The sequence below is a fragment of the Luteimonas mephitis DSM 12574 genome (genome assembly GCF_000422305.1).
Taxonomy (GTDB): Bacteria; Pseudomonadota; Gammaproteobacteria; order Xanthomonadales; family Xanthomonadaceae; genus Luteimonas; species Luteimonas mephitis.
Genome location: NZ_AULN01000017.1, coordinates 174,081 through 193,611 on the forward strand (window position 1 = coordinate 174,081; position 19,531 = coordinate 193,611).

Genomic DNA, 19,531 nt, shown 5'->3' on the forward strand with positions numbered 1-19,531 from the left:
CGGGCAGGGACGCTGCCGCCCGCTGCAACGAGGTCGACGTGGGTGTTACCGCTGGTCGAGTTCGTGATGGATCAGCACTACGCATTGCGATGCAAACAGCATCCTGGATCCCAGCGTGATCTTCTTCGCGCCCAGGCGCTCGAGGCTGTGGAACGTCTTCTTCGGCATCGGGATGTGGTCGGTCAGCAGGAAGCAGGGGTTGCCGTCGAACACCTGCTCGCGCATCGGCGTGCCTTTCGGGTCCATCACGAACAGCTGGTGATCCCCCGCCAGTTCCTGCACCAGTCGCTCGAAGCTCACCGTGCGCACGGTGACGCCTGGTTCCACCGCTCGCGACTCGTCCTTGCCCATTCCCCGCGATGCATCCAGCGCCTTGGCGATCTTGCCCAGCAGCGTGCGCTCGTCGAAGCCGCCGATATCGTGCATGGCGTTGGCGTCGAAGCGGATCGTGCGGGAGAAATCCCGCGTGCTTTCCAGGACCAGGTAGATCACGACATCCGCGCGGTGCGACTGGGCCACGAACACCGCATTCATCAGCGCATGCGCGAGGATTTCGGGATGCGCCTCCTTGCCGACGGATGCCAGCAGCGCCTCGCTGTCCGTGGGCGCTGCGCGCGCCCTGAGTACGAAGGTTCTCATGCGTGTTCCGGGAAAAGATGCCAGTGGAAATCGTGATGCCGGTGCGGGCTTCGGTGGTGGAGACTATGCACCATGCGCCTGCCGCTGGAAGCACCGCGGGGTGCGAGCCAGGGATCGGATGCGATCGGTCCGGTGGTCGACCAGGTCGATTGCGCCAACCCCTCTGATTGCCGCTTGTGATCGCAGCCCTGATCGGAATCCTGCTGCGAAAGCCTCCGATCGATGCAGCTCCGCACTTGCCGGGCGAGATTTTTTCCTAGTCGTGCCGCGTGGGACAGGCTCGAGCGGAGACTAGAATCGTCGTGCGGGAATTCCGCATGGCGATGGCACCGGAAAGAAGCCTCACGCTCTTCGCATCGCCCCGGGCATCCGCGCAGCCGCGGGCTGCGACGCGATCCATCGATTCGAGACAGGGGACAACATGAACAAGACCATCCCGGGGGCCGCCATGGCCGTCGTCATCGCGGGCGCGCTGCTGGCGTCTGCAAGCGCCCACGCGCAGAGCAAGCCGATCCAGGGTTGGCAGCCAGGGCAGCACGAGGAGCCGGATCCCGCCAAGCGCGTGCCGCAGGCGCCGCAGCAGGCGCCGCAGCAGGCGCCGGCCAGCCAGCAGGCACAGCCGGCACCAAGGCCGCCATCGGTTGTCGTACGGGAGCAGCCGTACGCCGCGGCGCAGCCCGAGCCGGCGCAGCGCGAAGAAGATCGCGGTGGCTTTTTCGTGGGCGTGCAGGGCGGCAAGGGCTGGGTGTATGAAGACGTCGACCAGTCCGCGCTCGCGGTCAATGCCGGCTATCGCTGGCAGGCGGGGCCGGTGTCACTGATCGGCATCGAGGTGGCGAGTGGTCGGCTGGACAGCACCCGGGAAGGCCCGTGGCGCTACGGCAAGGTCGAGTACGACAGCATCGGTGCAAACGCGCGCTTCAACTTCGGCCGCAACAGCCCGGTGTACGGACTGGTCCGCGCCGGCTACTGGACAGCCGATGACAGCGAATCGGGCATGGACGTGGATGGTGGCTACTTCGGCGTCGGCCTCGGCGTCGATGTCAATCGCCACTTCAACCTGAGCCTGGTCTACACCAACTACGTGTACTTCGAGGATTACTACTGGGAAGGCAACGACTTCCACTACGACATCAATCGCGCCGACACGCTGATGCTTGGTGCCGAAGTGCGGTTCTGACCGGCATGGCAGGCGCTGGCATGCCGACCCCATGCCATGCGCCGGCCCCGCGTCGTTCCCGTTCAGGTCGGTGATCCGTTCCTCGCCGCATGTCGCCGGGCATGGGCGCGGTCGCGGGCTTGTCCAGATGAGCTGCGTGCAACGGAAGCGGATATTCCTGTGGTAGTGTCCCACTGCCCCGAGGGCCGGTGGAGGGCTTGCACGCCGCCCGGGGCAACTGCCGCATGAAAGCTGCGTCGCCGCCGGATCGCGGGCGCGCGATGACCGATGCCTGATGATGGGTTCCCAGGGGGAAATGACATGTCGAAACTGCTCGATCTGATGAGGAAGCTTGGCAGCGATGCCGCGCTGGCGGAGGAGTACGGGAAGGATCCGGAGGCGGTCTTGCGTCGTGCCGGCGTGACCGACGAGGAGCGCAGGGCGATGCTGGAGAGTGATTACGCGGCGGTCGGGAAACTCACCGGGCTCGCGGAAGGGCAGTACGCCACCAACCACACCATCAAGGCGTACGACAAGTAGCGCCGGCCTCCGTCGCCAGGTACCTGCGCATGTTCCGGCTGGTCGCGATCGCGTTGCTGTGGCTCGCGTTCGCCTGCGCTCCCGCGTTCGCGGTCGATTCGTCGCCTGCGAACGCGGCGCTGGAGGCGAAGGTCCAGGAGATCGAGCAGCTCGCGGTCACCGAGCACTGGAGCAAGTCGGATGCCGCGATTGCCGCGCTGGCGCAGCAACGCAGTGCGCTGACGCCGCTGCAGCGGCAGCGCATCGAGTTCATCAGCCTGCGCAATCGCGCCCTTGCCGGCGACCAGCCAGCGGCGCTGAAGGGCCTGGCCGAGCTGTTGAAGCAGGACATGCCGGTGCCTCTGCGCGTGCGCATCTACGCCACGGCCACCGGCGTCGCCGCCAACCTCGAGGATTGGCCGCTGGCGTTCGCGTGGCTCAACGAGGGCCTGAAGTACCTGCACGACAGCCCCGCGGAATCGGCCAGGCTGCTCGGGGCCGCCAGCTACCTGCACACGCTGGTCGGAGAAACCGGGCGCGCACGGGAGCTGGCGCTGCAGGCGCTGCACATCGTCGAAACCGGGGACGATCCGCGCGCGCTGTGCCTGGCGCTGAGCGACGTGGCGCTGGCCGAGGATCACGCCAGCCATTTCCGCGAGGCGGAGAAATGGCGCCACCGCCAGATCGAAGCCTGCGTCCGCGCCGGGGATCCGGTCTTCGTCGCCAACGGCAAGTACGGCGTGGGCAAGATGGCTGCGGCCCAGGGGCACCACGCCGAAGCGCTGAAGTGGGGGCGCGAGGCGCTCGCCGAGTTCGAGGCGGTGGGCTATGCGGTCGGTGCGCACAGCGCGAAGCTCGTGATCGCCGAAAGCCTGATTGCCTCGAACCGGCAGCTCGACCAGGCCCAGGCGATGCTGGTCGACACGCTCCGGTACTACAAGGAGCAGAAGTCCGACCTGGCCGTCGCCGAGACCGAGCGGTTGCTTGCCAGGCTCGCCGAAAAGCGCGGCGACATCGCTGCGGCGCTGCTGCACACCAAGCGGGCGATGGAAGTGTCCGGAGCCGTCGAGGTCGTCGCGCGCGAGCGTCGACTGGCTTACCTGCAGGTGCAGTTCGACACGAAGTTGAAGGAACAGCAGATCGCGTTGCTGGAGTCGGAGAAGCAGGTCGCCGCCCTGCAGGTCACCGCGAACAAGCGCCGGCAATGGCTGCTGGCCATCGGCATGGCCGGGTTGCTGGTCACCGCCATCCTGCTGCTGGTGCTGCTGCGGCGATCGTTCCGCCAGCGCCGCCGCTACCGCTGGCTGTCCGAGCACGACAGCCTGACCCGCCTGCTCAACTACCAGCAGGTGCGCAAGCTTGGCGAGCAGGCATTCGCGCGCGCGCGCGGTACCGGGCGGCCGTTCACCGCGATCGTCGCCGACATCGATCTGTTCAAGCAGGTCAACGACCGCCATGGCCACGCGGCCGGCGACGAGGCATTGCGCAGCCTTGCCGGCTGGATCAGCGAAACGGTGGGCGCGAGCGGCGTCGCCGGGCGCAGCGGTGGCGACGAGTTCACGATCCTGCTCGAAGCCGATGCGGCGGAAGCCGAGGCGATGCTGCAGCGCCTGCGCGGCCGGATCGAGCCGATCACGGTGTTCGGGCAGACCTTCCGGTTCAACATCAGCTCCGGGGTCTGCCAGGCCAACGGGCACGCCGACACGCTGGAGCAGCTGATCCACGAGGCCGACCAGGCCCTGTACCGGGCCAAGAGCGAAGGGCGCGACCGCATCGTCCGCGCCGGCGACGCGCCCGCCGAACCGGCGCCGGCCGCCGGACTGGTGGTCGTCGGCAGCGGCATCCAGTTCGGCCGCCATGCCAGCGAGCGCTGCCTGTCGGAGATCCGCGAGGCCGAGGTGGTGTTCTGCCTGGCCGACGCGTTTGCGCTGGCGATGATCCACGACTTCCGGCCCGACGTGATCAACCTCGGCGTGCATTACGCGCCGGGCAAGGACCGGCGCCAGACCTATCGCGAGATCGACGAGGCGATCATGGCGCAGGTCCGCGCTGGCAAGCGGGTCTGCGCGGTGTTCTACGGCCATCCGGGCGTGTTTGCCGACGTGCCGCACGCGGTGGTGCGCAAGGCGCGCGCGGAAGGCATCCCGGCGCGCATGGAACCGGGTATTTCCGCCGAGGCGTGCCTGTATGCCGACCTGGGCATCGATCCGGGCCATCGCGGCGTGCAGTCGATGGAGGCGACCCATTTCATGGTCTACGACCGCCAGCCCGACCCCGCCGGCCTGGTGCTGCTGTGGCAGGTGGCGCTGTCCGGCGACCTGGCCTGCAGCCGCCTGCACGCCGAGCGCGAAGGGCTGCAGGCGCTGGTCGACAAGCTGCTGCGCTGGTACCCGCCCGACCACGAGGTCATCCTCTACGAGGCCGCGCGGCTGCCGATCGAAACCCCGCGCGCGGAGCGTCTCGCGCTGCGCGACCTGCCCTCGGCGCACTACGAGGAATACACCACCCTCGTGATCCCGGCGTTGGGCGAACTGCGCGACGATCCGGATTGCGCGCGCGAAGCGGCGAGTCCCGGGAAGGCCTGAACAATCCTGCTTCCGCCGCCGTTCCCGTGAAGGCGGGGGCCGCGAACGCGGCCTCGAGTCCCGTACGCCGGGGCTGCGCTCCCCGACACAGGATGCGGGATGACCGATCCGCGCCGGCAACTGGATGCGTCGTTCCTGCGCGGATTCGACGGCGAAAACCCCGGCTGGCAGGGCAGGGTGGGGATCGCGCCGTGCTTCGACTGACGCGATCCCGCGCAAGGTGAACGCCGCGCGTGTCGTCACAATGCGAGAATGCCGTCCCGACCGGCGCCTGCCGCCGTGTTGTTCCCCTAGGATTCCATGAAAGCTCCCGCCGCCCTGCAGGCGCTCATCGACGATGGCGTCATCGACGAGGTCATGCGCCCCCTCAAGAGCGGCAAGGAAGCGGCCGTGTACGTGGTGCGCGGCGGCGGCGAGGTGCGCTGCGCGAAGGTCTACAAGGACATGGCGCAGCGCAGCTTCCAGCAGCGCGTGCAGTACCAGGAAGGCCGCAAGGTGCGCGGCAGCCGCGAAGCGCGCGCGATGGGCAAGGCCACGCGCTACGGCCGCAGGCAGCAGGAAGAGGCCTGGAAGAACACCGAAGTAGACGCGCTGTACAAGCTGCGCGACGCGGGCGTGCGCGTGCCCGAGCCGCACGGTTTCTTCCACGGCGTGCTGGTGATGGAGATGGTGACGGATGCGGAGGGATTCGCCGCGCCGCGGCTGGGCGAGTACGAGCCAACGCAGGAGCAGGCGCGCGCCTTCCACGCGGTGCTGGTGCGACAGGTGGTGCGGATGCTGTGCTGCGGGCTGATCCACGGCGACCTGTCGCCGTACAACGTGCTGGTCGATGCCGAAGGCCCGGTGCTGATCGATTTCCCGCAGGTGGTCAGCGCCGCCGGCAACAATGCCGCGCGGCAGATGCTGCTGCGCGACGTCAACAACCTCACCGCATACCTGGGGCGCTGGGCGCCGGAGCTGCTCGACACCTGGTACGGCGAGGAGATGTGGGCGCTGTTCGAGGCCGGCGCGCTGCAGGCCGACACGCCGCTCACCGGTACCTTCGAGCACGACGAGCGCCTTGCCGACATCGGCAGCGTGCGCGAGGCGATCGAGGAAGCGCGCCAGGAAGCGCTGATCCGCCAGCAGGGACGCGAGGCGGCGGAGGCCGATCACACGTAAGGCGGCGCCGCCAGGCGCTGGCCGGCGAACCAGCCTGGCGGTCAGCGACCCTGCCGGGCCACAGGCGCGGCGGACACTTCGTCGCCGGTGCCGCCCCGGGCGGGCCGGACCGGATTCCCGTCGCCATCCACCACCAGCCGGACGCGCCGGCCTTCGTGATAGAAGCTTGCGCGATACAGGCCCGCGTCTTCGCCGGTGCCGAGTTCGCAAAGCACCGTGATCTTCCGCTGTTCCATCAGCTGCCTGAAGTCGGCAAGCGCGAGTCCGAGGCCGTGAGCCACGAGCGCGCCGTCGATCTCGACGGCGCGCGACGGGTTCAGATCGATGGCGATGGGCTTGCCCACGCCCGGCGGCCGCGGTTGCCGCTTACTCGACGGCGATCGTGCCCTTCATCAGCGCGGAGTGGCCGGGGAAGCTGCAGAAGAACTCGTACGGACCGCCATCCTTGATCTTGCTGACGGCGAAGCTGACCGAAGTGGTCTCGCCGCCGCCGATCAGGCTGGTGTGCGCGATGACGCGCGGGTCGTCCGCCTTGACGTAGGCGGCGGCTGCGCCGGCACCCATGCCCTCGGCCGCGACCGCCTGCATGTCGGCGGCCTTGGTGATCACGACGTTGTGGCCCATCGCGGCCACCGGCATCGTCCCGGTGTGCTTCAGGGTGATCTTGAACTCGGTGCACGAAGCGGGGACGACGATCGACCCGACGTTGAACTGCATCGCGTCGGTGCCTTCGATCTCGGTGGCGCAGTCGGCGACGACGGCAGCGGGCTTGTCGCTGCCCAACGCGGTCGCGGCGGGTGCCGGGGCGGCCGCGTCGACGGCTGCCGGCGCTTCGGCAGGCGCGGCGGTATCGGCCGGCGCGGTCTCGACGGCTTCGGTTGGCGCGGTGGCCGCAGCCGTGGTGTCGGGGGTGGCTGGCGACTTGTCGCCACAGGCCGCGAGGGCGAGCGTGCAGGCGGCGGCGAGGAGGGCGATGCGGGTATTCATGGTGGGAGCTCCTTGTGGAAATTCGCCGCGCATTATTCTCCATCGAACCGGAGGTTGTCGTGAAATCCGCGGCCATGGCGGGTGAAAGACGCGGCCGCTTGACCGGCGTCAAGAGAACGGCGGGAGGCGCCTTGCATCATGGCCCGGCCGGCGGATGCCGATATTCCAGAAGGAAACCGCAATGCAGTTCGAATTGTCCACGCGTGATCTCGACGCGACCCTGCTCGCCGCCGCCCTGCGCCCGCTCGACCCCGACGCACGCATCGCGCTGGACGCCGCGCGCGGCCGCCTGGAAGTGATTTCGACCGCCACCGCCGCGCAGGTGCAGGGCGCGCTGCAGGAACTGGGCTGCGTGGCCAGCCCGCTGGAACAGGAGGTGCACATCAGCGGCGGCAGCACCTGCTGCGGGCATTGCGCCTAGGAAGGAGCAGCGACCCCGCTTGTATGATCGACCTTGCCGCCGCGGCAACGGCCACGGCGCCCGGACTGCGTGGATGGACACAGTGAACGACACCGTGCACGGCGAGTACAAGGTTCCCGGCGGCAAGCTGGTGGTGGTGGACCTGGCCGTCGTCGACGGCCGGATGACGGCCGTGCAGGTCAGCGGGGATTTCTTCCTGGAACCGGCCAGCGCGCTGGACAGCATCGATGCGGCGATCGAGGGCCTGCCCGTCGAGACCGGCGAAGCCGCGCTCGCCGCCGCGGTGACCGCCGCGCTGGGGCCGGCGCCGCAGCTGTTCGGCATCACGCCCGAGGGCGTTGCGATCGCCGTGCGCCGCGCGCTGGGCGTGGCGGACGCCGTCGACGATGCAGGCGGTGCGGCTTGAGCCGCAGCGGTTGGCACGACCACGCCTGGCATCTGGTCCATGCCGGCCCGCAGGCGCCCGCGCTGCACATGGCGCTGGACGACGTGATGCTCGACGACGTATCCGCCGGGCGGCGTCCGCCCACGCTGCGGATCTGGGAATGGGCGGCATCCGCAGTGGTGATGGGCCGCTTCCAGTCCCTGCGCAACGAAGTGGACATGCAGGCCGCGCAGCGCCACGGCATCGAGGTGGTGCGCCGGATCAGCGGCGGCGGCGCGATGTTCATCGAGCCGGGCAACACCATCACGTATTCGATCGTCGCGCCGGTGACGCTGGTGGACGGCATGACGTTCGAACAGGCGTATGCGTTCATGGACCAGTGGGTGATCGAAGCGCTGGCCACGCTCGGCATCAAGGCTTGGTACCAGCCACTGAACGACATCACGTCCAGCGTCGGCAAGATCGCGGGCGCCGCCCAGGCCAGGCGCGGTGGCGCGATGCTGCACCACGTCACCATGGCCTACGACATCGATGCGGTGCGGATGCTTGAAGTGCTGCGCGTGGGCCGCGAGAAGCTGTCCGACAAGGGCACAACCAGCGCCCAGAAGCGCGTCGACCCGCTGCGCCGCCAGACCGGGCTGCCGCGCGACGTGGTGATCGAACGCATGATCGAGATCTTCCGCAGCCGCCATGGCGGGCTGGTCTCCGATCGCTTGCGCGCAGACGAACTGGCGCGCGCACAGGCGCTGGCGCGCGACAGGTTCGGCACGCCCGAATGGACCGCCCTGCTGCCGTAGGCCGGCGGGCAGAACGGCCTCGCGCGGGACGCTTCCATCGGCCATTGCAGGTTGCCGTTCGCCGTTTCCGCACCAGCGCGCTTGCAGCAGGCGAATGCATGGTCGTCGATGGACGTTGCACCGCATGCGCCGCCATCGTCGCTGTGCCGCGACCCCATGATCGAACGCGCTGCCTGCGCTGTGATTGCGCGTGTGCGATCTGCGCGACGCCCGCCTAGGCTGGCGTGGACCGCAGCAGTGCCACGAACTCGTCGGCGGTCATCGGCCGGGCAATCCCGAAGCCCTGGCCCGCGTCGCAGCCGGCGTCGGCCAGCCAGCGCTGGGTGGCTTCGTCCTCGATGCCTTCGGCGGCGACGGTGGCGCCCAGTTCGTGGGCAAGCCCGATCGTCGCGGTGACGATGGCCTGGTCGGAGTGCGAGGTGAGCAGCGTGGCCACGAATGAACGGTCGATCTTCAACTCGTCCGGGGCGAGGCGGCGCAGGTTGAGCAGCGACGAGTGCCCGGCGCCGAAGTCGTCGACGGAGATCCGGATGTCATGCGCGCGCAGGCGCGGCAGCGCGGCGGCGACCAGCTCGGGTTCGCGCATGACGTCGGTCTCGGTGATCTCCAGCATCAGCGCGGCGCCGTCCTGACCGGCGGCATCGATGATGGCGTCGACCAGCCGCACGTCCGCCAGGTCGTTGGCGGAGACGTTCACCGACAGGTGCAACGGCGGTTCGGATGGCGGCCAGTGCCTGCGCTGCGCAAGGCCGCAGCGCAGCAGGTGCAGGTTCATCGCGGCGGCGACGTGCGCCTGTTCGGCCATCGGCACGAACGCATCGGGCTCGATCGGCCCGCGCTGCGGGTGGTTCCAGCGCACCAGCAGTTCGGCGCCTCGCCAGCGGCCGCTGCGCAGGTCTATCTGCGGCTGGAGCATGAAGCCGAGGCGGCCAGCCTCGATGGCGTCGCGCAGGTCGGCCATCAGCGCGGGATCGTTGGCGTCGTTGACAGCTGCGATGCTGCCGGCGCGGGACTGCCTGCGCCACGCGTAACCGGCAGGGCCGAGCAGGAGCAGCGCTGCCAGCCCGGCCGCGTACAGCAGCCACGGGCGCGGACGGCGCGGGTCGAGGTTGCCGATCCATTCGACGTACAGGTCGTTCTGCACGCCCGAGGCGCGCAGGCGTTCAAGGGACGAGTCGATCCGCGCCACCAGGTCGGACCGGCCGCGCTGCACCGCGAACACGTACTTGCGTTCCAGCAGCGGCGGACTCAGTGCGATCACGTCGTCGAGGTCGTGCTGGTGGATTGCGTAGTAGCCGATGCCGGTGGGGGCGAGGGCGTAGTCGGCCTCGCCGCGCGCCACCGCGACCAGCGCGCCGGATTCGGTATCCAGTTCCAGCAGGGCGATGCCATGGCCGGCCAGTGCATGCATGGCCTCGGCGGCCAGTCCGGCGCGCTGCACGGCCACGCGCACGCCGGGCAGCTTGGCCAGCGCGTCGAGCGACTCCAGTTTTGCCTGTCCACGCCGGCCGAACAATGCGTGATGGCGGATCAGGATCGGCTGGGTGAACAGGAAACGGCGCTCGCGTTCGGCCGACCAGAACATCGGCACGATGTCGAGTTCGCCGCGTGACAGGCGTTCGAGCGCGGTGTCCCACTGGCCGAGTTCGAAACGCGGCTGGAGGCCGATGTCGCCGGCCACCGCACGCGCCAGCGCGACATCGAAGCCGTCGGCGCGACCGCTCTGGTCGATGAACTGGTAGGGCGGGTAGCTCGCATCGCCGCCCATCCTCAGCGTGTCGCGCCCGCCTTCGCCGGCGATGGCGGGCATGGCCAGCGCCAGCAACGCGAACACCAGCGACGCGGGCCACCATCGCAGGCAGTAGTACGCGGCCACGCCGCGATGATGATCAAGCACCGTCCCCAATGCTTTCATTGCCTGTCATCCGGTTGGACGAACCCGCCATCTTTAGCATGTTGGTGCCATGGATGCCTGCGCCGCGCGCGAACCGGATGGTTCGCCGCGCTTGCACCTGCCGCCGGCGGGCATGACTCCAGCCGCGGACTCGTTGCCGGTATCGCGTGGATCGCCGCGGCGATGCAGAGCGGAAGCAAGCGGCTGCAATTCCTTCCATGCCAGGCGCATCCCCCGTCCGCCGGCCAGCGTTGGCCGGCGGACAGTCGATGCGTGTTGTTGCGTTTCACCAGTGCGGTAGCGGCCTCAACTGGGTGTGGTAGACCCACTTGCCGACCTTGCGGCTCTGCACCACGCCTGCTTCGCAGCCGAAGCGGAAATGGATGCCGGCGTAGACGCGTGCGTCGACCGAGTCCGATTCGGCATCGGACAGGCGCGTGTAGCTGCGGGTGATGCCGCCGGCCGTCAGCGTGTACGGCAGGTGGTTGGTGCCGAAGTACGAGCGCATCACCTGCGCGCCGGCGCCCATCGTCGTAGGCAGGCCGCAGGGATAGTCCGGGTATGGCGGGGTGGTGAGGTAGCTGGTCCAGGCGGGATCGGGCCGGGTCCGCGGGTTGCCGTCGTCGCTCCAGTGGATCGCGGTGTACGGGCGCCAGAAGGTGTAGGTGTACTTGGCGTGGAAGGTGGTGATCAGCGCATCGGTGACCGCCATGTTGACCAGCGCGAACAGGCGCGCGTGCTGCCAGCGATCGAGCGACTTGCCGGCGACGACCGCGCGCGCGATCGCGTTGAGGTTGGCGCCACCGGCGGGGAAATAGCGGGCCACGCGGCTTTCCTCGGAGTCGGGCGCGGCGTTGCGCACCGCGAACGACCCGACCGCCTTGACCTCGTTGTATTCGTCGGCGTACGCACGGCTCTTGAGCCTGAGCTCCGGTGCGCGCGGGGCCATGAACTGGCGCCGGCTGATGACCGCGAACGGCACGAGGTTGGCCCAGCCGGCGAACTGCGGGTATGGCGCTGGCGGCGGAGGCGTCGGCGGCGTGGGCTGGTAGATGCCGGGGCCCGGCGCAAGGGTGTACGGCAGGTGTGGGGTTGCCGAACCGTCGCCCTGGCGCTCCTGAAGGATCGCCGCGGCCGACGCCGCACCGGCTGCGATGCCCTGGTCGATGCAGCCCGGGGCGGCGACCGGGCATCCCGGCAGCGCGGCGATGGCGGCGGCGTAATGGGCGTTGATCGTGGCCGCCTGGCTGGGCATCGTGGCGCGCAGCACGTCGGCCGCGGCGCGCGCGACGGCGGCATCCGGCGAGGCATTCGGGTTCACCGGGCCGACGACGCTGTAGGTGCGGTAGCGCCGGTCGATGCTGTTCAGGGCGTCATGCACGGCGATCTGGGTCATGGCCAGCACGCGGAACTGCTGCGGGGGCCCGCCGGCACTGCCGATGACCTCGTCGGCGAAGGCGCTCCAGTCGGTCACCGAATCGGCGAAGGCCGGCAGCGGCAGCGACAGCAACAGGGCGCAGGCCAGTGGCCAGCGACGGGGGAGGTCATGGAGGGCGGCACGGCGGCCCTTCGCTTGTGGAGATGCGTTCATGGGAGTGTCCGGGAGCAGGGGGAAGCGCGAGCCGGGGCTCGCGGCCTTGTCAGGCTTTCATCCAACGCCCCGGTGCGGACCCGCCGGACAGGCGCCGGGCACGGCATCCGGGGTTTGCCGACGGACGGTCGTTTCGTGTCGTGGCGGTCAGCGCGACACGTCGTAGCGGTGCTGCTCCATGATCCCGAGCACTTCGTCGACCGGGAGCGCGGCGGCCTCATGCCCGTCGCGGCCGACCATGGCCTCGGCGTGGAACAGCGAATTGAGGATGGCCTCTTCCGTCGCCTCGATGGCGGCCATGAACAGCGGCGACATCGCGTCGTTGCGCAGCACCGTGGCCTGGCGCAGTGGGCTGTCCGATTCGTGCACGATGCGCACCGAATCGTTGGCCGAAAACGCGATCACGTAATCGCCGCTGCCGTTGGATGCGATGCCGCCGGTGCGCGCCAGTCCCAGCATCGCGCGCTTTGCCAGGCGCTCGAGGTTGCGCGCATCCAGCGGCGCGTCGGTGGCGACCACGATCATGCACGAGCCGTCCGGCGAGTCATTGAGTTCGTCGCTCAGGTAATGCTTGCGCAGCGCCTTGCCGACCTGCACGCCGTCGACGCTCAGTACGCCGCCGAAGTTGGTCTGCACCAGCACGCCCACGACATGGCCGCCGAGGTTTTCGGGCAGCTTGCGCGATGAAGTGCCGATGCCGCCCTTGAAACCGAATGCCATCGTCCCGGTACCGGCGCCGACGTTGCCTTGCGCGACCTTGCCGCCGGCGGCCGACGCGATGGCATCGAGCACGTCGCGCCTCGTGACGTGGCGGCCGCGGATGTCGTTCAAGTAGCCATCGTTGGTCTCGCCGACGACGGGATTGACCGAACCCACGCCGTCGTTGCCGGGCAGGGCGAGGGTGAATCCGATCAGCGCGTCCGCCGCGACCGGGACGCCGAGGGTGTTGGTCAGGACGATCGGCGTTTCGATGTTGCCCAGCTCGGCGACCTGCGTCGTCCCGACCAGCTTGCCGAAGCCGTTGCCCACGTAGACCGCGGCCGGCACCTTGTCCTGGAAGATGTTGCCGGCGTGCGGGAGGATCGCGGTGACGCCGGTGCGGATGTCGTTGCCGCTGACCAGCGTCTTCTGGCCGACCTTGACGCCCGGCACGTCGGTGATCGCATTCAACGGACCGGGCTGCAGCACGCCGGGGGCGATGCCGTACTCGCGCAGGTTCTTCTGCCGCGCATCCGCGGACGACCAGCACAGCAGCGCAAAGGCGACGACAAGCAGGCGAAGGGGCATGGCGGGTTGTCCGTGGGTGGCGTGCGTCGGTCGACCATAGCCGAGGCAACGCGGCGGCGGGGAAGCGCCTTCGCGACGCGGAGGGCCCGCAGCGCGAAGAAGCAAAGGGCGGCGGGGCGCGCGCATGGTCGATTCTCCCGGTTCGAAGTGCTTGACAAACATCAAGTGTATTGTTGTAGTAATACACATGGACGCAACCCTGCTGCACATCCAGCCCGCGGCGCCGCAGCCGATCTACCGGCAGATCGCCGAGCAGATCCGCCGCCTGGTGGCCGGCGGGCAACTGGCGGTCGGCGACACCCTGCCGTCGGTGCGCGACGTGGCGGCCGCCCACGCGATCAACCCGATGACCGTCTCCAAGGCCTACAGCCAGCTGGAAGCCGAGGGCGTGCTGGAGCGGCAGCGCGGCAAAGGCATGGCGGTGGCCGCGCAGCCCGCGGGCCGCGACACCCCGGCCCAGCGCTGGACCCTCATCGAACCGAGCCTGGACGCGGTGGCGCGGCAGGCGCGCGAACTTGAACTCTCGCCGGACGAGGTCATCGCCCGGCTCAGCCAACGCATGCGGCAGCAATGAACCGGAGAACGCGATGAACGCACTGATCGAAAGGATGGCGGCGCAGCAGATGGCGATGGACCAGGCCCGCCCGCACACGGACATCGACACCCTGCCGCTGGCGGCCAGCCGGCTGGAACTGCGCTACGAGGGCCACGCGGCGCTGGACCGCGTCTCGCTGCGGCTCGAACCGGGCACCGTGCTCGGCCTGATCGGCCGCAACGGCGCCGGCAAGACCACCCTGATCCGGGCGCTGCTGGGCCTGGTCGAACCCGATGCCGGCAGCGCCACCGTCTGGGGCCGGCCGGCGCTGCAGATGGGCGACGCGGCCAAGGCGCGGCTGGCCTACGTGCCGCAGCAGCCCGAGGCGCTGGCCTGGCTCAAGGTCGGCGACATGCTCGACTTCGTCGGCCGCTTCTATCCGAACTGGGACGCGGCGTTCGTCGACGACACGCTGGATCGCTGGGAGCTGCCGCGCGACCGGATGCTGGCCAAGCTGTCTCCGGGTGAACGCCAGCGGGTGGCGATCGTGCGCGCGCTGGCGCCGCGGCCGGAACTGCTGGTGCTGGACGAGCCGGCCGCGTCGCTCGACCCGGTCGCGCGTCGCGAGCTGCTGCGCGAGATCGCACTGCGTGCCGGGGAGTCCGGTACCACGGTGCTGTTCTCCACCCACATCGTGTCGGACCTGGAGCGGGTCGCCTCGCACGTGGCGTTCATGCACCAGGGCCGGCTGTTGCTGCACGGCGAACTCGACGGCCTGAAGGAGCGCAACCTGCGCCTGCACGTGCCGGCCTCCGCCGCCGACCAGCTGGTCGGCCCGGTGCCGGGCGAGGTCGCGCGCCGGCCGCATCTGTATGGCGGCCACAGCATCGTGATCGTGCGCGAAGAGGGCGCGGCCTGGCCGGCGCTGGCAAGCGCGCCGGGCGTGCAGCGCGAGGTGCTGTCGCTGGAAGACCTGTTCGTGGAGGTGGCCGGATGAACACCGCGATGCCGCGAACCGCGCCGGCTGCCGCTGCGCGCGAGACAACCGTGCAGCGCGCACGGGCGCTGCTGCTGGCCTGCGTGCCGCGCAGGACGCGCGTGCTGTGCGTGGCGGCGACCGTGCTGCTGCTCGGCATTGCCATTGCGCTGGCGATGCTGGCGCCACGATCGGAACGCGGCGCGATCGCGGCCGTGGCGTTCGCGGCCTTCGCGGTTGCGGTGCCGTGGGGGTTCTGGTTCCCGCGGCTGTTGCTGCTGCAGGTGGAAGCGCATGCGTCACGCCTGCCCGCGCTGGCGGCGTCGATCCCGGCGGCGCTGGCGCTGCTGCTGCTTGCAACGGTGGTGCTGCCTGCCGCCGCGCTGGTGGTGCTGGCCGGCGCGGAACCCGTGTTCGCGCTGTCCGCGCTGATGGCCGCCGCCACGGCCGGCCTGCTGATGGCGATGCTGCCAGGCTGGTGCTACCTGGCCCTGTGCTTCGCGCCGCTGCTGTGCGCCGCGCTGCTGCTGCTTGCGCAGCGGCTGCTGGGACTGGAGGCGCTGCGACTGGATCTTGCCGCGGTGTTCGATCTGCAGCGACTGCCGGCGCTCGCGGCGGTGCTGGCATTGCTCGCGGCCTGGCGCTGGCGCGCGATTGCCCGCGGCGCCGGGATCGTGCCGGACTCGCCGTGGCGTCGCCCGGTTGTCCTGCAAGCGCATGGCACGCAGCTGTGGGGTGGATCCGGCCTGCTTGACGCCAACCAGTGGCAGGCCGCCATGCCGGACTGGCTGTGGCCGGCAGGCCAGACCGGCCGGGCGGGGCGCACGCGGCCGGTGGAGGCGATGCGGGTGCTGCTCGGCACGCCGTTCGTGCCGCTGCGCCGCGGCCAGGTCCTGCTCCAGTTCGGATTCGCCGCCATCGCGCTGCTGGTGTTCGTCGCCGCACTGACCGCTGACCCAACCAGCGAGCAGGTTCGCAACCTGATCAACGGTGGCCTGGGGGGCGGCCTCGCCGGCGGCGGCATCACGCTGGTCGGCATGTACGGCTGGCGCCTGGACGTGCTGCGCCGGCGCGCGGCCGGCGAGATGGTCGAACTGGCGCTGTTGCCCGGGTTCGGCGATCCCGCACAGGCACGCCGCTTGCTGTGGAGGGCGGTGGCAAGGCCGCTGGTGCAGACGGGCCTTTTCGGAGCCGCGATCCTGATCGCGCTGGGCGTGGTCGCCGGCGTCGACGCCGCGGGCCTGGCGTGGCTGCTGGTGGCGGTGATCGGGCTGGGCCTGCTGGCTGCGCTCGCATGCCTCCGCCCGCTGGCCGGCCAGCCCATGCTGTCGATCTGGATGGCGGGACTCGCCCTCGCCACGCTGGTGATGCTGATGTCCACGACCGCGGTGGTGACGCGGCCGGAATGGGGCAGCGGCAGCGCGTGGCTGGTCGGCGGATGGTCGCTGGTCTGCGCGGCCTGCGGCATTGGCCTTGCGCAGTCGTGGCGACGCTTCCGCGCGCGGCCGCACCCGTTCGTGCAGTGAGGGGCGCGGCCGCGGCTGGGGTCAGTCTTCCAGCAGCGGCTTGCGCGGCAGCCGCTCCTCGCGCATGGCCGCGTGGTAGGCGAACGACGCAACAATCGCCGCCGCCTGCTTCAGGTCTTCGGGTTCGACGTGGTCCCAGGTGTCCAGGTTGCTGTGGTGGACGTTGCTGAAGTAGTCCAGCCGGTCCTGGATGAACTGGAAGCCCGGGAGGCCGACGCGATCGAACGCGATGTGGTCGGTGCTGCCGGTGTTGCGGGTGGCCACGGTGGTGGCGCCCACGTCGTGGAACGGTTCCAGCCACGCCTTGAAGATCGGCATTGCCGCGAGGTTTTCCTGCGCATGGATGCCGCGGAAGCGGCCCGAGCCGTTGTCCATGTTGAAGTAGGCCGAGAGGCGGTCGTAGTCACGCTTCTTCTGCAGCGCGCCGGTGGGTTCGCGCAGCGATGCCGGCAGCGCCTTCTGCGCCGGGTCGGAGGGCTCGGGATAGGCGGCGAAGTGCTGCGCCACGTAGGCCTGCGACCCGATCAGCCCTTGCTCCTCGCCGCTCCACAGCGCCACGCGGATCGTGCGATGCGGCCTGGCGCCCACCGCCTTGAGGATGCGCATGGCTTCCATCATCACCGCCACGCCCGCGGCGTTGTCGGCCGCGCCGGTGCCGGCGTGCCACGAATCCATGTGCGCGCCCAGCATCACGATCTCGCCGGCCTTGCCGCCGCGTCCCGGGATCTCGGCCAGCGTGTTGTAACCGGGCTGGTTGGCCTCGTCGGTGAAGCGTGCCTGCACGTTGATCCGCAGCTTCACCGGCTGCTTGCGCTCGATCGCGCGCACCAGCGGGTTGTAGTGCTCCGCGGCCATCGCCAGCTCCGGCACGCCGACAGATTCACCGGCCTTGCGCGAACCGCCGCCGCCGACGCGGATGATGCCGTTGTCCCAGCCGCTGATGCCGATGGCAGCCAGCGCGCCTTCTGCGACCAGGAACTTGTTGGTGGCCTCGGCCAGCTCGCGGCGTTCGCGGAATTCCTTGGTCCGCTTGGCGCGGTCATCGGATTTGTCCTTGGGAATGGCGAACGCCTGCAGCTCGGCCAGGCCGGCGTCGTCGTGGCGGTGCGAGTCGGGCGTGGCGCCGCGCTTGTACGCACGCGCTTCGTCCAGCAGCACGATCTTGCCCGCCAGCTTGCCCTTGTACTTGTCGAGATCGGCCAGGGTCTTGATGGAAACCTGGATCGCCTCGCCTTCGACCGGGCCGTTGGTGCCGGGCGTCCACGCCTTGGGCAGCGCGTGCAGCGGCATCGCGCGCGGGCCGAGCATTTCCACGCTGGCGCTGCTGAACTCCCAGCCGCGGCCGAAATCCTCGAAGGCCTCGTCATGGACGTTGGCCAAGCCCCACTGCGTGAACTTGCCGCGGGTCCAGGCGTTGGCCTCGGCCATCTGCGGGGAATTGGTCAGGCGCGGGCCGATGGCCTCGGTCAGGTGGCTGAAGGTGTCCATGACCTGCGAACGATGGAATGCCTCCTGGCGGATGCGATTGACCATGTCCAGGTCCACCGGCTCCTGCGCTGCGGCGACGCCGCCGATTCCGAGGCACACCAACAACAGGCAGCGCTTGATCACCTTGTTCCCCCTGGGCAGTTCGATGCGAAGCGGCCGAGTGTAACCGCAGCGGCGCGGCACGATTCGTAGGCCAGTGCCGGTCCAGCGAAGCTTCGTACACTCCCGATTCTCGCCGCCGTCTCGGCCGATCGGCTGTCCCGTTGAACTGCGGTGCCGCTTCGGCAACGGTTTCGCTCCATCGCGCAGCCCCTCGGCCGGGGCGGCGGAACTGATCTCGCCGGCGGGCGTGTTCCCGCCCGCACGACGCCGCGTGGCCATGAAGCGATAATGCGTCTCCAGCCCTGCACAACCGCGGAGAACGAAGCGATGAACATGTCCGTCCACGAACCGATCGGTACTCCCGGCAAGCCGTGGGGCGACGCGGAAAAGGCGCAGTGGCGTTCGCGCCAGGTCCGCAGCCGCAGCTATGCGGAGGATGTGCTTGGCTCGATCGATGGACTGCGCGGACGCTTCGACGTCGAGCAGTACGGTGAACTGGACTACGCGCCCGACGGCCGCTATCCGCTGTTCGCGATCCGCAGCCGCGACTGGAGCGACGCGCTGCCGTGCGTGCTGGTGACCGGTGGCGTGCACGGTTACGAAACCAGCGGCGTGCGCGGGGCGCTGCAGTTCGTTGACGAGCATGCCGCCGACTACGCGGGCCGGGTGAACCTGCTGGTCGCGCCGTGCGTGAGTCCGTGGGGCTACGAGCGCGTCCAGCGCTGGAACCGCGATGCGCTCGATCCCAACCGTTCTTTCCGCCCGGGCAGCCCGGCAGGCGAGTCGGCGGCGCTGATGCAGCTTGTTGCACCGCTGCGTGGCCGCTTCCTGGTGCACGTCGACCTGCACGAGACCACCGACAGCGACGAGTCCGAGTTCCGCCCGGCGCTGGCCGCGCGCGACGGCAAGGCGTTCGAGCCGGGCGAAATTCCCGATGGCTTCTATCTCGTCGACGATACCGACAATCCGCAGCGTGCGTTCCAGCAGGCGATCATCGAGGCAGTGGCGAAGGTGACGCATATCGCACCGGCCGATGCCAAGGGCGAGATCATCGGTTCGCCGGTGATTTCACCGGGCGTGATCGAGTACGCGCTCGGGCCGCTGGGCCTGTGCGCCGGCATCACCGGCGCCCGCTACACGACCACCACCGAGGTCTATCCGGACAGCCCGCGCGCGACGCCCGATCAGTGCAACGCCGCGCAGGTGGCTGCGGTCCGCGCGGCGATCGACTTCGCACTTGCGCAGGCGGCATCGGCGCCCACCGGGCGCGTTTGAGCGGGGAAGGAATGGGCGAATGGCGCGGGCGCGCCGAGCCGGGCGCTGCGGGCCCGCGGATGGTCCGGGGAAGGGTGCTGCGGGACTGTTCGCTTCATGGCCCGGCGCACGCCCTGGATCGTGTTCCTGGCAAGCCGCCCGACCCTGCGGCATGGAAAGGGCGGCGACCGTTTGCGCTCGACTGACGCGCGCAGGCCGGGTTGA

General features: G+C 69.7%; 18 protein-coding genes. 11 read left to right on the top strand and 7 right to left on the bottom strand.

Annotated elements, in window-relative coordinates; all coding sequences use genetic code 11:
- Window positions 1-45 precede the first annotated feature (45 nt).
- Complete coding sequence (gene trmY / locus H570_RS0107695) at window positions 46-639, bottom strand: tRNA (pseudouridine(54)-N(1))-methyltransferase TrmY (RefSeq protein WP_027080230.1); 594 nt, start codon at window positions 637-639, stop codon at window positions 46-48.
- A 421-nt stretch (window positions 640-1,060) separates the two neighbouring features.
- Here trmY and H570_RS0107700 point away from each other — a divergent pair, with 421 nt between their 5' ends.
- From H570_RS0107700 to H570_RS0107720, 4 genes are all read left to right on the top strand, one after another.
- Entirely contained in the window at window positions 1,061-1,819 is a 759-nt protein-coding gene (locus tag H570_RS0107700) for an outer membrane protein (protein WP_051176218.1), read from the top strand.
- 300 nt (window positions 1,820-2,119) lie between these two features.
- The gene (locus H570_RS0107705; RefSeq protein ID WP_027080232.1) at window positions 2,120-2,338 is read left to right on the top strand and encodes a hypothetical protein; all 219 of its coding nucleotides are present in this window, start codon (window positions 2,120-2,122) and stop codon (window positions 2,336-2,338) included.
- 29 nt (window positions 2,339-2,367) lie between these two features.
- Complete coding sequence (locus H570_RS18545) at window positions 2,368-4,902, top strand: diguanylate cyclase (RefSeq protein WP_084499936.1); 2,535 nt, start codon at window positions 2,368-2,370, stop codon at window positions 4,900-4,902.
- Window positions 4,903-5,202: 300 nt separating this feature from the next.
- Window positions 5,203-6,063 (top strand): PA4780 family RIO1-like protein kinase, encoded by an 861-nt coding sequence (locus tag H570_RS0107720; RefSeq protein WP_027080233.1) that lies wholly within the window; start codon window positions 5,203-5,205, stop codon window positions 6,061-6,063.
- A 41-nt stretch (window positions 6,064-6,104) separates the two neighbouring features.
- Here H570_RS0107720 and H570_RS19195 read toward each other — a convergent pair whose 3' ends face one another.
- Together H570_RS19195 and azu are read right to left on the bottom strand one after the other, a co-directional pair.
- Window positions 6,105-6,407 (bottom strand): DUF6522 family protein, encoded by a 303-nt coding sequence (locus H570_RS19195; protein WP_211219089.1) that lies wholly within the window; start codon window positions 6,405-6,407, stop codon window positions 6,105-6,107.
- A 22-nt stretch (window positions 6,408-6,429) separates the two neighbouring features.
- Window positions 6,430-7,050, bottom strand: coding sequence for an azurin (gene azu / locus H570_RS19200; RefSeq protein ID WP_027080234.1), 621 nt, complete (start codon window positions 7,048-7,050; stop codon window positions 6,430-6,432).
- Window positions 7,051-7,231: 181 nt separating this feature from the next.
- Between azu and H570_RS0107735 the strand changes: the two genes are divergently transcribed.
- From H570_RS0107735 to H570_RS0107745, 3 genes are all read left to right on the top strand, one after another.
- The gene (locus H570_RS0107735) at window positions 7,232-7,471 is read left to right on the top strand and encodes a hypothetical protein (protein ID WP_027080235.1); all 240 of its coding nucleotides are present in this window, start codon (window positions 7,232-7,234) and stop codon (window positions 7,469-7,471) included.
- Window positions 7,472-7,544: 73 nt separating this feature from the next.
- Window positions 7,545-7,877 (top strand): lipoate-protein ligase small subunit, encoded by a 333-nt coding sequence (lplB, locus tag H570_RS0107740; RefSeq protein ID WP_245559563.1) that lies wholly within the window; start codon window positions 7,545-7,547, stop codon window positions 7,875-7,877.
- Window positions 7,874-8,653 carry a lipoate--protein ligase family protein gene (locus tag H570_RS0107745; RefSeq protein WP_027080237.1) on the top strand — a complete coding sequence of 260 codons (780 nt, stop codon included), beginning with the start codon at window positions 7,874-7,876 and terminating at the stop codon, window positions 8,651-8,653. The genes lplB and H570_RS0107745 overlap by 4 nt, the downstream gene beginning before the upstream one ends.
- Window positions 8,654-8,867: 214 nt before the next feature.
- On the opposite strand, the gene H570_RS18175 is transcribed toward H570_RS0107745, so the two are convergent.
- The 3 genes from H570_RS18175 to H570_RS16840 form a co-directional block, all read right to left on the bottom strand.
- Window positions 8,868-10,568: an EAL domain-containing protein gene (locus tag H570_RS18175; RefSeq protein ID WP_084499938.1), complete on the bottom strand. Its 1,701-nt coding sequence runs from the start codon at window positions 10,566-10,568 to the stop codon at window positions 8,868-8,870.
- 265 nt (window positions 10,569-10,833) lie between these two features.
- A complete protein-coding gene (locus tag H570_RS0107755; protein WP_156899893.1) occupies window positions 10,834-12,138 on the bottom strand; it encodes a vanadium-dependent haloperoxidase in 1,305 nt (434 codons plus the stop codon).
- Between the two features lie 147 nt (window positions 12,139-12,285).
- Entirely contained in the window at window positions 12,286-13,425 is a 1,140-nt protein-coding gene (locus H570_RS16840; RefSeq protein WP_036135535.1) for a DmpA family aminopeptidase, read from the bottom strand.
- A gap of 187 nt (window positions 13,426-13,612) precedes the next feature.
- On the opposite strand from H570_RS16840, the gene H570_RS0107765 reads away from it, so the two are divergent.
- Genes H570_RS0107765 through H570_RS0107775 form a run of 3 tightly spaced genes read left to right on the top strand, consistent with a single transcriptional unit; the run spans window position 13,613 to window position 16,462 of the window.
- Window positions 13,613-13,999 (top strand): GntR family transcriptional regulator, encoded by a 387-nt coding sequence (locus H570_RS0107765; protein ID WP_027080239.1) that lies wholly within the window; start codon window positions 13,613-13,615, stop codon window positions 13,997-13,999.
- 55 nt (window positions 14,000-14,054) lie between these two features.
- A complete protein-coding gene (locus H570_RS0107770; RefSeq protein ID WP_027080240.1) occupies window positions 14,055-14,957 on the top strand; it encodes an ABC transporter ATP-binding protein in 903 nt (300 codons plus the stop codon).
- Complete coding sequence (locus H570_RS0107775) at window positions 14,954-16,462, top strand: hypothetical protein (RefSeq protein WP_027080241.1); 1,509 nt, start codon at window positions 14,954-14,956, stop codon at window positions 16,460-16,462. Before H570_RS0107770 ends, H570_RS0107775 begins: the two co-directional genes overlap by 4 nt.
- Before the next feature lie 21 nt (window positions 16,463-16,483).
- Here H570_RS0107775 and H570_RS0107780 read toward each other — a convergent pair whose 3' ends face one another.
- A complete protein-coding gene (locus H570_RS0107780; protein WP_027080242.1) occupies window positions 16,484-18,073 on the bottom strand; it encodes a M20/M25/M40 family metallo-hydrolase in 1,590 nt (529 codons plus the stop codon).
- Between the two features lie 306 nt (window positions 18,074-18,379).
- Here H570_RS0107780 and H570_RS0107785 point away from each other — a divergent pair, with 306 nt between their 5' ends.
- Window positions 18,380-19,327, top strand: coding sequence for a M14 family metallopeptidase (locus H570_RS0107785; RefSeq protein ID WP_027080243.1), 948 nt, complete (start codon window positions 18,380-18,382; stop codon window positions 19,325-19,327).
- The last annotated feature ends 204 nt before the right edge of the window (window positions 19,328-19,531 follow it).